The organism is Aurantimonas sp. DM33-3, from assembly GCF_014334315.1.
Taxonomy (GTDB): Bacteria; Pseudomonadota; Alphaproteobacteria; order Rhizobiales; family Rhizobiaceae; genus Aurantimonas; species Aurantimonas coralicida.
On sequence record NZ_JACSGS010000022.1, the window covers coordinates 1 to 12,752 of the forward strand.

General features: G+C 67.0%; 13 protein-coding genes. 7 read left to right on the top strand and 6 right to left on the bottom strand.

Annotated features, from left to right (window positions below; genetic code table 11):
* Positions 1-155: 155 nt before the first annotated feature.
* The 7 genes from H9Q09_RS20505 to hydA all read left to right on the top strand — a co-directional run bounded on the left by H9Q09_RS20505 (position 156) and on the right by hydA (position 7,467).
* Positions 156-1,037 carry an aldose 1-epimerase family protein gene (locus H9Q09_RS20505; RefSeq protein ID WP_187392624.1) on the top strand — a complete coding sequence of 294 codons (882 nt, stop codon included), beginning with the start codon at positions 156-158 and terminating at the stop codon, positions 1,035-1,037.
* Positions 1,038-1,186: 149 nt separating this feature from the next.
* A complete protein-coding gene (locus H9Q09_RS20510; RefSeq protein ID WP_187392587.1) occupies positions 1,187-1,882 on the top strand; it encodes a GntR family transcriptional regulator in 696 nt (231 codons plus the stop codon).
* 544 nt (positions 1,883-2,426) lie between these two features.
* Positions 2,427-3,206 carry a transporter substrate-binding domain-containing protein gene (locus H9Q09_RS20515; RefSeq protein WP_187392625.1) on the top strand — a complete coding sequence of 260 codons (780 nt, stop codon included), beginning with the start codon at positions 2,427-2,429 and terminating at the stop codon, positions 3,204-3,206.
* Positions 3,207-3,272: 66 nt separating this feature from the next.
* Positions 3,273-3,947 carry an amino acid ABC transporter permease gene (locus tag H9Q09_RS20520; protein WP_024350448.1) on the top strand — a complete coding sequence of 225 codons (675 nt, stop codon included), beginning with the start codon at positions 3,273-3,275 and terminating at the stop codon, positions 3,945-3,947.
* Positions 3,947-4,690 carry an amino acid ABC transporter ATP-binding protein gene (locus H9Q09_RS20525; RefSeq protein ID WP_187392588.1) on the top strand — a complete coding sequence of 248 codons (744 nt, stop codon included), beginning with the start codon at positions 3,947-3,949 and terminating at the stop codon, positions 4,688-4,690. Before H9Q09_RS20520 ends, H9Q09_RS20525 begins: the two co-directional genes overlap by 1 nt.
* 50 nt (positions 4,691-4,740) lie before the next feature.
* Positions 4,741-5,961: a cysteine desulfurase-like protein gene (locus H9Q09_RS20530; protein WP_187392589.1), complete on the top strand. Its 1,221-nt coding sequence runs from the start codon at positions 4,741-4,743 to the stop codon at positions 5,959-5,961.
* 78 nt (positions 5,962-6,039) lie between these two features.
* The gene (hydA, locus tag H9Q09_RS20535; protein ID WP_187392590.1) at positions 6,040-7,467 is read left to right on the top strand and encodes a dihydropyrimidinase; all 1,428 of its coding nucleotides are present in this window, start codon (positions 6,040-6,042) and stop codon (positions 7,465-7,467) included.
* 33 nt (positions 7,468-7,500) lie between these two features.
* Here the strand turns inward: hydA and H9Q09_RS20540 are convergent, their stop codons facing one another.
* From H9Q09_RS20540 to H9Q09_RS20565, 6 genes are all read right to left on the bottom strand, one after another.
* Complete coding sequence (locus tag H9Q09_RS20540) at positions 7,501-8,271, bottom strand: short-chain dehydrogenase/reductase (protein ID WP_187392591.1); 771 nt, start codon at positions 8,269-8,271, stop codon at positions 7,501-7,503.
* Entirely contained in the window at positions 8,271-9,158 is an 888-nt protein-coding gene (locus H9Q09_RS20545) for a polysaccharide deacetylase family protein (protein WP_187392592.1), read from the bottom strand. The genes H9Q09_RS20540 and H9Q09_RS20545 overlap by 1 nt, the downstream gene beginning before the upstream one ends.
* The gene (locus tag H9Q09_RS20550; protein WP_187392593.1) at positions 9,155-9,934 is read right to left on the bottom strand and encodes an ABC transporter ATP-binding protein; all 780 of its coding nucleotides are present in this window, start codon (positions 9,932-9,934) and stop codon (positions 9,155-9,157) included. Before H9Q09_RS20550 ends, H9Q09_RS20545 begins: the two co-directional genes overlap by 4 nt.
* A 13-nt stretch (positions 9,935-9,947) precedes the next feature.
* A complete protein-coding gene (locus H9Q09_RS20555; RefSeq protein ID WP_187392594.1) occupies positions 9,948-10,841 on the bottom strand; it encodes an ABC transporter permease in 894 nt (297 codons plus the stop codon).
* 66 nt (positions 10,842-10,907) lie between these two features.
* Complete coding sequence (locus H9Q09_RS20560; RefSeq protein WP_187392595.1) at positions 10,908-11,909, bottom strand: ABC transporter substrate-binding protein; 1,002 nt, start codon at positions 11,907-11,909, stop codon at positions 10,908-10,910.
* Positions 11,910-11,937: 28 nt separating this feature from the next.
* On the bottom strand, positions 11,938-12,750 hold the full coding sequence (locus H9Q09_RS20565) for an enoyl-CoA hydratase (protein WP_187392596.1): 813 nt from the start codon (positions 12,748-12,750) through the stop codon (positions 11,938-11,940).
* Between the last annotated feature and the right edge of the window lie 2 nt (positions 12,751-12,752).

The window sequence follows — 12,752 nt, forward strand, 5'->3', positions numbered from 1 at the left end:
AAGACGCGGGAAAGTCGGTCGCCGCCAGGTCTGCAAATCGCAAGTTGTCCATTGAGACCACCTTCTTCACAACGCACCACAAAAAGCCCCTCGCGCTCCACAGCCGAGGGGCTTTTTGCGTTCAGGGGCTATGAAGTGAGGGGAGGCGGACGTTGATGGAAACGCATGAGTTCGGAGCCGAGGGCGTTCGCGCCGTCATCCGTGACGCAGGGGCCGAACTGGTCAGCCTGCGCGACGCGGCGGGGGAGGAACTCCTCTGGCAGGGCGGCCCCGAATGGCCGCGGCAGGCGCCGGTCCTGTTCCCCATTGTCGGCAAGCTCGCCGGCAACGTCCTGCGCAACGGCGGTGGGACGTACATACTCGGCCAGCATGGCTTTGCCCGGGATTGCCGCTTCACCTGGATCGAGCAATCGTCTCGGCGGTGCGTGCTCCGCCTTACCGACGACGCGGTGACCCAGCGCATCTATCCCTATCCCTTCGTCCTTGAACTCATCTACGAGGTGACCGAGGCGACCCTGGCTGTGACGACGCGGGTGAGCAATCCCGGTGAGGAGCCGCTGCCCTGCGGCGTCGGCGCGCATCCCGGGTTTCGCTGGCCGCTTGTCGACGGCGTGGCCAAGACGGACCACGCAATCCACTTCGACCGCCAGGAGACGGGCGTCGCCCTGTCGGTCAGCGATGCGCTGCTCGGCGCCGAAAAGCCGCTGCCTTTCGACGGCCGGAGGCTGCCCTTGTCGGAGGCGCTGTTTGCGCGGGACGCGCTGGTGATGCCGGATGTCGCCAGCCGCAGCGTGACCTACGCCGCGCAGGCGCCGGACGGTGAGATTGTCCGTTCGATCACCATCGGTTGGGAGGGCTACAAGGATCTCGGCATCTGGTCGCGATCCGGCGGTGCGCCGTTCGTGTGCATCGAGCCCTGGTTCTCGATGGCGAGCCCCGTCGGCTGGGATGGTGCCTTCATCGACAAGCCGGGGATCCTGGTCCTGCCGCCCAGGGCCAGCCGCGACTTCGTCTGGCGCGTGCACGTCGATGCGTAACATTCTGCGGTTTCGGAGATAGCCCGGACCCGTTAGCGGTCCGGGCCGCATTAGGACCGGGCGGCGTCCAGCGCGGCGACATGTATGGACTTTTGATACCGTGTGGTATGCGGTCAGGCGGGAACTGCGAAGAGGAGCATCCTTCACCGATGGCATTGTCACGGGATTCCGCCAGCCGGGTCGATCGGATCTGCCTCGCCATCCGGCGCGCGATCATCGAGCGCGCTCTGGCGCCGGGCGACAAGCTGCCAGAGGACGCGCTCGGCGAACGCTTCGGCGTCAGTCGTACCATCGCACGGCAGGCGCTGGGCCAACTGGCCGGCGAAGGGCTGGTCGATCTGCGGCGCAACCGGATCGCGGTGGTGGCGACGCCCACTTTCGAGGAGGCGCGGGACACGTTCGACATCCGTGTCGAGCTGGAGCGGCTGGTGGTCCGTCATCTGGCCGGCGCGCTCGGCCCCGAGCAGATCGCCGAGCTCAACGCCCATATCGCGGCGCAGGACAAGGCCGCCGGTGGCCCCGAGGCGGCGTCGATCCGGCTCGCGACGGATTTCCACGTGCTGCTGGCCCGGATGACCGGCAAGCCGATCCTCATCCGCTATGTCAGCGAGGTGGCCTATCGCAGCGGCCTGTCGCTCTCGGCCTATGGCCGCCCGCATTCGCCCGAATGCGCCGTCAACGAGCATCGCTCGCTGGTGGAGGCCCTGGCCAACGGCAATCGCGACGCGGCCATGCGGCTGATGGCCGGGCATCTGGAGGCCGTGGCCGACCGGGCGTTCCTGCCCGATGCCGACCGGGGCACGAAGAACCTCGTCGATATTCTGGCGCCCTACGTCGAGGACTGATGCGGTGCGTCCGCGTTTTTAGTCAGTCAACATTCGAACGCAGATGCTGGCCCGGCGGGCTCAATGGCGCGCGCGGTTGGAAAGGTCGTGCGGTCTCGTGCAGGCCGCGCCCACTCGTTTTCTATCCCCGAGGGCCATCGGCGCGGAGCAGATTGGCTTCGAAGTGGCGCCCCCCGGGTTAAGGCTCCCGGCATCCGGAGCGCCAACACTGAGCGCTGGTTCGCCCGTCGCCGGACCTCCCTGTGAGCAGGCGCCGGACGCTTCCCTGTCGCCATCGCGACGTTCGAGCCCGGAACCGCATCCTGGAGGTGCTTTCGCCGATCATTCCCAAAATCTGGAGAAAATCGCCCTGCGGGATTGCGCGCCGGGATAATTCGCATACACTTTGTGCTCTAAAGTGCATGCGAAAAATATAGGCATCTGCATGCCGACGGTAGAAGCAGGTGCCGCGGGACGTCACGCCATCCAGTTCGATCTCCAGGCCGGCCACGCGCCGGTGCGCTCCACCAACGAGACAGGGAAGACTTGCATGATCCGGACCCACATGATCGCCGCCGCCACCACCGCGCTCCTTCTGGTCGCCGGTCCGTCGCTCGCCGAAACGCTGACGGCGGGCGCCAATATCGGCAACGTGCCCTGGGAGTTCCAGGACGAGAATTCCGAGATCGTCGGCTTCGAGGTCGATCTTCTCAAGGAAGTCGCCGACCGCCTCGGCTATGACGAGGTCGACATCCAGAACGTGCCGTTCAACGGCCTCTTCTCCGCCGTCCAGTCCGGCCGCATCGACGTGGCGATCTCCTCGATCACCATCACCGACGAGCGGCTCCAGTCGGTGTCCTTCGCGCAGCCCTATTACGACAGCGACCAGTCGCTCTCGACCCGCGCCGATTCCGGCATCGCCGGCAGCGGCGACCTGAAGGGCAAGACCGTCGGCGTCGATACGGGCTCGACCGGCGACATCTACTCGACCGAGCGCGAGAGCGAGTGGGGCCTGGCCGGCATCAGCCGCTACGAGGGCCTGAGCCCGGCCATGCTCGATCTCGCGGCGGGGCGCATCGACGCCTATGTCTCCGACATTCCGGCGGTCGCCTACTATCTCAAGGACAAGCCCGAGATGAAGGTCGTTGAGCGGCTGGCCACGGGCGAGCAATATTCGATGATGTTCGCCAAGGACAGCGAACTGGCCGGCAAGGCCAACGAGGTGCTGACGACCCTCAAGGACGAAGGCTACATCGCCGATCTGCACGAGAAATGGTTCGGCACGCAGCCGGAAGCCACCACGAGCACGGTGGAAGTGCGCGAGATGCCGAAGCCGAAGTCCTAATCCGACCGACGGGCCGGGCGCTTCGCGTCCGGCCCCGACGCCTCTCCCGGAACAGTCGGCGGCTTGATGGATATCGTCCACACCTTCTTCAATATCGACGTTCTCCTGCGCTATTACCCGCTGCTCCTGGAAGGCTTGTGGCGGACGATTGCGCTCGGAGCCCTGTCCATCGTGCTCGGCCTGGTCGGCGGCCTCGCTCTGGCGATGATGCGGATCTACGGGCACCCGATCCTGAAATTCCTGGTCGTTGCCTATGTCGACGTGTTCCGGGCGCTGCCGGTGCTGGTCTGGCTGGTCATCGTCTATTACGCGCTGCCCTTCGTCGGCATCCGGCTGTCGGCCTTCGCCTCGGCGACGACGGCGCTGACCATGATCTCCAGCGCCTACACGGCGGAGATCTACCGCGCCGGCATCGAGGCGATCCCGCGGGGCCAGTTCGAGGCGGCCCAGTCGATCGGGCTCAGCCAGTGGTTCCTGATGCGCGACGTGGTGCTGCCGCAGGCGATCCGCATCGTCATCCCGCCGCTGACCAACAATTCGATCAACGTCATGAAGGACACCGCGCTCGCCTCGGTGGTGGCGCTGCCGGACCTTCTGAAGCAGGCGACGCAGGCGCAGGCGCTGGCCGCCAATCCGACACCGCTGATCGGCGCGGCGATCCTCTATCTCCTGCTGCTGTTGCCGCTGGTGCGTCTCGTCGCCGTCTTCGAGGCGCGCCATGCCAAGAAGGGAGCCCGCTGATGGAGGCGACCCGGCCGATCATCGAGATGCGCGGCGTCAGCAAGCGCTTCGGCAAGTTCGAGGCGTTGAAGGACATCGACCTCGAGGTCGCCGCCGGCGAGGTGGTGGTGCTGCTCGGGCCCTCGGGCTCCGGCAAGTCGACGCTGATCCGCTGCATCAACCTTCTCGAGCAATATGATGCGGGCGACGTCATCGTCGACGGCACGCGGGTCGAGGCGGGCCGCAGGCTGCAGAGCGTGCGCCAGGAAGTCGCCATGGTCTTCCAGGCCTTCAATCTGTTTCCCAACCACACCGTCCTCGACAATGTCGCGCTCGGCCCGGTGCGGGTGCGCGGCCTCAGCTGGCAGGAGAGCCGCGCCCGCGCCCGACGCCTGCTCGAACGGGTCGGCATTGCCGAACAGGCGGAGAAATATCCAGTCCAGCTCTCCGGCGGCCAGCAGCAGCGGGTCGGCATTGCTAGGGCGCTGGCCATGGAGCCGCGCATCCTGCTCTTCGACGAGCCGACCTCGGCGCTCGACCCGGAAATGGTCGGCGAGGTGCTCGACGTCATCAAGGGGCTGGCGGGCGAGGGGGTGACCATGATGCTGGTGACCCACGAGATGGGCTTCGCCCGGCAGGTGGCCGATCGCATCGTCTTCATGGAGGCCGGCGAGATCAAGGAGATCTCGACGCCCGAAACCTTCTTCACGGCAACCCGGAACGAGCGCGCCCGCGCCTTCCTCGACGCCGTCCTCAACCACTGACGCGCGCGGGCAAGTCCGCACATTCTGGCAGAGACCGAAAGGCACATCCGATGGCACTCGACATGGACTTCGTCCGCCGGCAGTTTCCGGCGCTTTCCGGCGACTGGGTCTTCATGGACAATGCCGGCGGTAGCCAGGTGCTGTCGCGGGTTGCCGACCGGATCTCCGACTACCTCCTGACGTCCAACGTCCAGACCGGGGCGACCTACGCGCCGAGCCAGCGCTCGACGGAACGGGTGCGCGAGGCGCGCAACGCCTTCGCCCGCTATCTGAACGCCGCCGATGCCGGCGAGATCGTCATGGGCGCCTCGACCACCATGCTGATCCGGGTGCTGTCGGAGGCGATGACCGGCAGCCTGTCCGCCGGCGACGAGATCATCGTGACCAACACCGACCACGAGGCCAATATCGGCCCGTGGCTGAAGCACGAGGCCCGCGGCGTCGTCATCAGGTTCTGGAACTGCAATCCGGAAACGCTGGAGCTCGATCTCGACGATCTGAAAGGCCTGATGAACGAGCGCACCAAGCTCGTCTGCGTCACCCATGCGTCGAACATCTTCGGCACCATCAACCCGATCGCCGAGATTTCGGAGATCGCCCATGCGGGCGGCGCCCAGGTCTGCGTCGACGGCGTCGCCTACGCGCCGCACCGCGCCGTGGACGTCCAGGCGCTCGGCGCGGACTACTACATCTTCAGCGCCTACAAGGTCTTCGGCCCGCATTTCGGGGTGATGTGGGGCCGGCGGGACCGGCTCCTCGAGCTCGACAACATCTACCATTTCTTCTTCGGCAAGGACGCCGTGCCGCACAAGCTGGAGCCGGGCAACATCAATTACGAGCTCGCCCATGGCTCTGTCGGCGCCATCGATTATGTCGAGGAGTTGGGCGTCATGGCGGGCGCGACGGCGGGCCGCGGGGCGATCGAGGCGGGATTCCGCGACATTGCCGAACAGGAGCGGGCGATCACCGCGCGGCTTCTCGATTTCCTCGGCAGCCGCAACTCGATCCGCATCGTCGGCCGCAATTCGAGCGCCGTCGAGGACCGGGTGGCGACGATCAGCTTCATTGCCGGGGATCGCGATTCCAAGGCCATCGTCAACCAGGTCGATCCGCACATGATCGGCATCCGGCACGGGGATTTCTACGCCAAGCGCCTGATCCAGGATCTCGGCCTTGCACCGCAGAACGGCGTCGTGCGGGTGTCGATGGTTCACTACAACACGCTGGACGAGGTCGATCGACTGATCGCCGCCCTCGAACCGGCGCTCTAGCCGCGCTTGTCCTATCCCGCTGCCCGGCCGAGATCGCGCCGGGCGGCCCTTCCTTCGTTTCATCGATCCGGACCGCCCATGCCCTACGACCTCGTCATCCAGAACGGCACGATCGCCACCGCATCCGACGTGTTCCAGGCCGATATCGGCATCCGCGACGGCGTGATCGTGCAGATCGGCCGCGATCTCGGTGAGGCGGTCGAGACCATCGACGCCACCGGGCGCTACGTTCTGCCGGGCGGGATCGACAGCCATGTGCATATCGCCCAGCCTTCGGGCGAGGGGATCGTCATGGCCGACGATTTCGAGAGCGGCACCCGCTCGGCGCTGTTCGGCGGCAACACCACCATCCTGCCGTTCTGCCTGCAGGAAAAGGGCCGGCCGCTGCGCGAGGCGCTGAAGGCCTATCACGCGCTGGCCGACGGCAATTGCTACACCGATGTCAGCTTCCACCTGATCGTCTCGGACCCGTCTGACGCGGTGCTCGGCCAGGAACTGCCGGCGCTGGTGGAGGACGGCTACACTTCCTTCAAGGTGTTCATGACCTACGAGGATCTGCGGCTCAGCGACGGCCAGATCCTCGACACGATGGATGTGGCCCGCCGCACCGGCGCCCTCGTCATGGTCCATTGCGAGAACGAGGACGCGATCCGCTATCTCATCGGCCGCCACGAGGCCGAGGGCGATGTCGCGCCGCGCGCCCATGCGTCGACCCGGCCGACGGCGGTGGAGCGCGAGGCGACCCATCGCGCCGTGTCGCTGGCCGAGGTCGCCGACGTGCCGCTGGTGATCGTCCATGTGTCGAACCGGGAGTCCATGGAAGAGATCGAGCGGGCGCGTCGCCGCGGCCGCAAGGTGATCGGCGAAACCTGTCCGCAATATCTGATGCTGACCGCCGACGATCTGGACGGGATGGACTGGGAAGGCGCCAAGTTCGTCTGTTCGCCGCCGCCACGGGACGCGGAGAGCCAGGAGGCCTGCTGGGACGGGCTCGAACGCGGTGTCTTCGACCTGTTCTCCTCCGACCATTGCCCGTTCCGCTATGACGACCCGGCCGGAAAGCGCAATCCGAAGGGCATGACCAGCTTCCGGCACATTCCGAACGGCATTCCGGGCGTCGAGCTGCGGCTGCCCATCCTGTTCTCGGAAGGGGTGAACAAGGGCCGGATCGACCTGCCGCGCTTCGTGGCGCTGACGGCGACCAACCAGGCCAAGACCTATGGCCTCTATCCCCGCAAGGGCACGATCGCCATCGGCGCCGATGCGGATATCGCGATCTGGGATCCGGCGATGACCCGCACGGTCCGGCACGCAGAGATGCACGACGGCGCCGACTACACGCCCTATGAGGGGCTGGAGCTCACCGGCTGGCCGACGATCGTGGTTCTCGGCGGCAAGCTGATGGTGTCCGACGGGGCCCTCGTCGGCCGCAAGGGCGACGGCCAGTACCGCAGCCGCGACCGCTCCTATCTGGCGACACGGCGGGATCGTCCCGCAGCGCTCTGAGCCATCGATCGGGCTGGGGCCGCGCGAGCGGGCTCATCCCCGATGGCGCATGCCGCCATCCAGATCGACCACCGTTCCCGACAGATAGCCGGCCGCCGGCGACGCCAGCATGGCGACGATGCGGGCGACTTCTTCCGGCTCCGACAGGCGGCCGAAGGGCCGGTTGGCGATCATTTCGCGCCAGCGTTCGGGATCGCCGAGCGCGCTTTCGGCGCGGCCCCGGGCGACGGTGACGATCCGCTCGGTCCGCGTGGCGGTCGGATTGACGCCGAAGACGCGGACATTCCAGTCGGGGCTCTTGGCGCCCACCGCTTCGGTGAAGGCGATGAGCGCCGCATTGGCCGTCGAGCCGCAGACATAGTCGAAGCGCGGCGACCGGCCGAGATCGCCGATGATGTTGACGATGGTGCCGCTCTCGCGCGCCTTCATCCGCTCCAGATAGAGCCGCGTCAGGTCGATATAGCCGAACACCTTGAGTTGCCAGGAGTCCTGCCATATCTCGATCGGCAGGGCGAAGAGGTCGCCGCCGGGAATGGCGCCGGCGCAATTGACCAGGATGTCGACATCGCCAGCTTCCGCGACGAGAGCCGCCCGGGCGCCCGCCTCGGCGAGGTCACTGACGATGGCGTTGACCGGCGCGCCGTGGGGCGCCAGCCGCGCTTTCGCATCGGCCAGGCGATCGGCATCGCGACCGACGATGGTCAAGGCGGCGCCTTCCGCGGCCACGAGATCGGCGATGGCGAAGCCGATGCCCTTTGTGCCGCCGGTGATCAGCACATGCTTGCCGGACAGGTGCAGGTCCATCAGCCAGCACCTGCGCCAAAGGGCTCGGCCGCGGCGTACCAGTCGGCGACCTCGGAGCCGCTGGTAAACAGCACGTCGTCGCTGGCCTTGAGCAGTTCCACCATGTCGCGCAGTTCCTGCAGGCGATGCGGCACGCCCATCAGATGCGGATGGAGGCCGATGGCGAGAACGCGGGGATTGGTGTCGATCTCGTTGCGGAAGAGGGCAAGCGTGCGCTGCAGCCGGTTCAGCATCTCGCCGGTCGCATGCTTCTCGATCGCGTAGACGATGGAATCGTTGATCTCGAGATTGTAGGGCATCGCGATCAGCGGCCCGTCCAGCGTGGCGATCCATGACGGAAGATCGTCCACCACCCAGTCGAAGACGTGATCGACGCCGGCGCGGCGCAGGATGTCCGGGGTCTCGAGGGTCTCGCGCAGGCCCGGGCTGAGCCAGCCGCGCGCCGGCGCGCCGGTGAATTCCTTGATCAGCCGCAGCGTCTCGATGACCAGCGCTTCCTCGCTGGCGCCGGCATGGTTCAGCGCGCGCTGGTGCAGGCCGTGGCCGATGAACTCCCAGCCGGCGTCGCGCATGGCCCGGGCCGCCTGCGGATAGGCGGCGATGACGCCGGCATTGATCGAGGTGGAGGCCGGCAGGCCGAGATCGGCGAACAGCTTCAGGATGCGCGGCAGGCCGGCCCGCATGCCGTAATCGGCCCAGCTGAAGTTCGGCACGTCCGGCACCGTCTCCTTGCCGTGCGGCGGGGTGATGATGGTGCGCGGCATTGGCTGGTCGAACTGCCAGTTTTCGACATTGACCACCAGATTGACCAGGATCCGGCGCCCCTGCATCGGCGGCAGGGACGGTCGCTCGGACGACATGCGGTAGGGGATGCGGGGATTGCTCATGCGGCCTGCGTCTCTGCGTGTCTGTGGGCGCTGCGCATCTCGGCCATGATCTCGGCCTTGTAGCGCGTGAAGTCGGGGGTGATCAGGTCGTCGATGGAGCGCGGACGCGCGAGTTCGATCGGGATCTCGCGGCCGATCCGCGCCGGCCGCGCGGTCATTACACAGACCCGGTCGGCCAGGAGGATCGCCTCGTCGATGTCATGGGTGACGAAGACGACGGTGGTGTTCAGCTTCTCCCAGACCTTCAGCAGCAATTCCTGCATGGCCAGCCGCGTCTGGGCGTCGAGCGCGCCGAAGGGCTCGTCCATCAGGAGGGCGCGCGGCCGCATGACCAGCACCCGGGCGATGCCGACGCGCTGGCGCATGCCGCCGGAAAGCTGCGAGGGATAGGCCTTGGCGAAATCCTGCAGGCCGACGATCTCCAGAAGCTCGCGGGCGCGCTCCTCGTAGTCGGCGCGCGCCACGCCCTGCATCTTGGGGCCGAAGATGACGTTCTCCCAGACAGTCAGCCACGGAAACAGAGCCGCTTCCTGGAAGACGACACCGCGATCGGGGCCGGGTCGGCCGATGGTGCTGCCATCGATCAGCGCGCTGCCCTCGCTGTTGTCCTCGAAGCCCGCGAGAATGTTGAGGAGCGTGGACTTGCCGCAGCCCGAAGGGCCGAGCAGGGCTACGAACTCGCCCTCGGCGATATCCAGGTCGACGCAGTCCAGCGCCCGGATCGGGGTGGCCGCATTGTAGACCTTGGCGACCTGGCGAAGCTTGATTTCGGCCATCGGGAATTCCTTCTCAGCGGGTCTGCGCGAGGCGCCAGGACAGGGCCCAGCGTTCGGCGAGGAGGATGAGCTGGTCGCTCAGAAGGCCCATGACGCCGATCGACACCATGTCGGCGATGACCACGTCCATGCGGCCGACATAATAGGCGTCCCACAGGACATAGCCGAGGCCGGACTTCACCGCGATCATCTCGGAGACGATGACGGCGGTCCAGCCGATGCCGAGGCCGATCCGTAGGCCGGTGAAGATCGAGGGCAGGGCGGCGGGCAGGACGACGCGCCGCAGGATGTCGAAGCGGTTGGCGCCCATCATCAGCGCGGCGCGGATCAGATTGCGCTCGACATGGCGGGCGCCCTGGGTGGTGTTGATGACGATCGGATAGAAGGCGCCGAGGGCGATCAGGAAGATGGCGCTGAAGCCGCTGATGCCGAAGACGGCGACGGAGAAGGGCAGCCAGGCGGTGATCGGCACCGGGCGCATGATCTGGACGGTCGGATCGAGGATCTGGGCGCCGAGGCGGCTCCAGCCGATCAGGATGCCGGCGGGCACGCCGACGGCGATGGCCACGAAGAAGCCCTGAGCGACGCGCTGGGTGGAGAAGACCACATTGGCGAACCACGTGCCGCTATAGGGGTTCAGCCCCATGCCGGCCTCGCCGAAGGCCCAGACCCACCAGGCCGAGACGACCCGGTCGGGGGTGGGCAGGACACCGCCGAAGAGCGAGCCGTCGGTGCCGGAAAACTGCCAGATGGCGATGATCGCGACCGGCAGCAGAAGGCCGAGCAGCAACTGGCCGACACTGCTGGCGAGAATGAGCTGGGGCAATGTGCTGCCCAGCGTTCGCGCACCCGGGGCGGCGAGTCCGGCACCGTCCGGAACGGGCTGCTTGACGGAGGTATCGGACATTGGGGTCTCCTGGCTGCGGGACGGGTGCCTCGCCCCGCGTCTGATCGCGGGGCGAGGCGGCAAGGATTACTGACCCTTGGCGGCTTCGACGATGGACGGATCCCAGTGATCGGCGATCTGGTCCGAGACGTCCTGCTGGATCACGCCGAGTTCGGCGAAGGCCTTGGCCTGGCGCTCGATCTGCTCCTGGTCGACCACCGAGCCGAGGGTGATCGGCTTGGCCGCTTCCGCCGCCACGTCCGGTGCGAGACCGGTGAGGTCGGCATAGGCCGCGGCAAAGGCTTCGGGGTCTGCGGCGAGCTTTTCCTGCGAGCTCAGATAGGACCAGACGAAGCGCTCGACGGCGCCGCGCTTTTCCTCCAGCGCGTCCTTCGTCGCCATCAGCATGCCGAGTTCGGCACCGACGGCTTCCGATGCGCTGTATTCGAGGTTCTTGGCGAAGTAGCCGTAATCCTCGATCACCGGCACGGATTCGAACGGCTCCCATGTGACGATGGCGTCGACTTCGCCACGCTTGAGCGCCTGGTCGAAATTGGCGCCGCCACCCTGGATGTTGACCGCGGTGAAGCTGTCATAGGGGATGTCGTTCTCGGTGACCGTCGCCGCGAACTGGAACCAGACGGCCGAGCCCGGCGCGATGCCGACCTTCTTGCCCTTCAGGTCTTCCCAAGAGTTCAGTTCGACGCCCTTGCGGCCGATGACGTATTTCTTGGAGGAGCCGACGCCCATCAGGCCGACGACGTTCTTGGAGCCCTGCGACAGCGAGATCGCGAGGTCGGCAGGGCCGACGGTGGCCATGTCGAGGGAGCCGGACAGGAGCGCGGTCCGGGCGTCGGCGTAGCGCGCGAATTCGACGGTTTTGAGGGTCACGCCGAGCTTTTCGAGCTCGTCCGAGATCAGGGTGATCGGCGCCAGATGCCCGACCTTCTGATAGCCGACCGTCAGCTCCACCGGATCGGCGAGAGCCTCGGGAGCCGGTCCGAGCGCGAAGGCCCGGAGCGGCACGAGGCCGACCGCGAGGCTGGCCGCCACTGCGAGGGAGTGGCGTATGATGCTGCGTCTGTTCATGTCGTCACCTATCGCGCCGAGGAAGAGGTCATTTTCGCTCAATCGGGGCCGTCTCGGCAGCGGCCTTGAAGAGCGGACGGCGTTTCTCGCTGAAGGCCTTGCGGCCTTCGGCGTAGTCGGAGCTGGCAAAACAGGCCGCGACGAGGGCATCAACCGCCGCGGCGTCGCGCGCGCCGGCCGGGCGGGCCAGTTCTATGAGGGCCCGCTTGGTGGCGATGAGGGTCAGCGGCGCGTTGCCGGCGATGGTGTCGACCAAGGCGTCGCGCTCGGTCTCGAAGCTGGCCCGCGGATGGACGTTCTGGACGACGCCGAAGCGCAGCGCGTCGGCGGCGCCGAAGGCGCGACCGGCGAACATGATCTCGGCGGTGGCAGCCTGGCCGATCCGCTGCACGAACATCTCGATTGCCGAGAGGGTGTAGCCGAGCCCGAGTTGGGCCCCCGGCATGCGGAAGACCGCGCTGTCGTCGGCAAGCCGGAGGTCGCAGGCCAGCGCGAGTTCCAGCCCCCCACCGAAACAGACGCCGCGAATGGCAGCGACGGTCGGCTTGGGACAGGCGGCCAACGTTGTCAGCGCGCGGTCGACGCCGACTTCGTAGGCCGCGACCTGCTCCGGCGTGTCGCGCAGGGTGGCGAATTCCGAGATGTCGGCTCCGGCGCAGAACGCCTTCGGTCCGGCGCCTTCGAGGACGATCACGCGGATCTCCGGATCGGCCGATGCCTCGGCGACGAGGGTCGGCAGCATCCGCCACATGGCGAGGCTGAGCGCGTTGCGGCGCGCCTCGTGGCTGATCGTCAGGATGGCGGCGTGCCCGTCGCGGCGAAGCTCGATCGAACCGGCCATGG

What these genes read in the sequence shown, in the direction of transcription:
- H9Q09_RS20525 (WP_187392588.1), top strand. Translation starts at nt 3,947, where the DNA reads ATGGAGGCGACCCGGCCGATCATCGAGATGCGCGGCGTCAGCAAGCGC.
- H9Q09_RS20565 (WP_187392596.1), bottom strand. Translation starts at nt 12,750, where the DNA reads ATGGCCGGTTCGATCGAGCTTCGCCGCGACGGGCACGCCGCCATCCTG.
- H9Q09_RS20515 (WP_187392625.1), top strand. Translation starts at nt 2,427, where the DNA reads ATGATCGCCGCCGCCACCACCGCGCTCCTTCTGGTCGCCGGTCCGTCG.
- H9Q09_RS20560 (WP_187392595.1), bottom strand. Translation starts at nt 11,909, where the DNA reads ATGAACAGACGCAGCATCATACGCCACTCCCTCGCAGTGGCGGCCAGC.
- H9Q09_RS20540 (WP_187392591.1), bottom strand. Translation starts at nt 8,271, where the DNA reads ATGGACCTGCACCTGTCCGGCAAGCATGTGCTGATCACCGGCGGCACA.
- hydA (WP_187392590.1), top strand. Translation starts at nt 6,040, where the DNA reads ATGCCCTACGACCTCGTCATCCAGAACGGCACGATCGCCACCGCATCC.
- H9Q09_RS20505 (WP_187392624.1), top strand. Translation starts at nt 156, where the DNA reads ATGGAAACGCATGAGTTCGGAGCCGAGGGCGTTCGCGCCGTCATCCGT.
- H9Q09_RS20555 (WP_187392594.1), bottom strand. Translation starts at nt 10,841, where the DNA reads ATGTCCGATACCTCCGTCAAGCAGCCCGTTCCGGACGGTGCCGGACTC.
- H9Q09_RS20510 (WP_187392587.1), top strand. Translation starts at nt 1,187, where the DNA reads ATGGCATTGTCACGGGATTCCGCCAGCCGGGTCGATCGGATCTGCCTC.
- H9Q09_RS20550 (WP_187392593.1), bottom strand. Translation starts at nt 9,934, where the DNA reads ATGGCCGAAATCAAGCTTCGCCAGGTCGCCAAGGTCTACAATGCGGCC.
- H9Q09_RS20530 (WP_187392589.1), top strand. Translation starts at nt 4,741, where the DNA reads ATGGCACTCGACATGGACTTCGTCCGCCGGCAGTTTCCGGCGCTTTCC.
- H9Q09_RS20520 (WP_024350448.1), top strand. Translation starts at nt 3,273, where the DNA reads ATGGATATCGTCCACACCTTCTTCAATATCGACGTTCTCCTGCGCTAT.
- H9Q09_RS20545 (WP_187392592.1), bottom strand. Translation starts at nt 9,158, where the DNA reads ATGAGCAATCCCCGCATCCCCTACCGCATGTCGTCCGAGCGACCGTCC.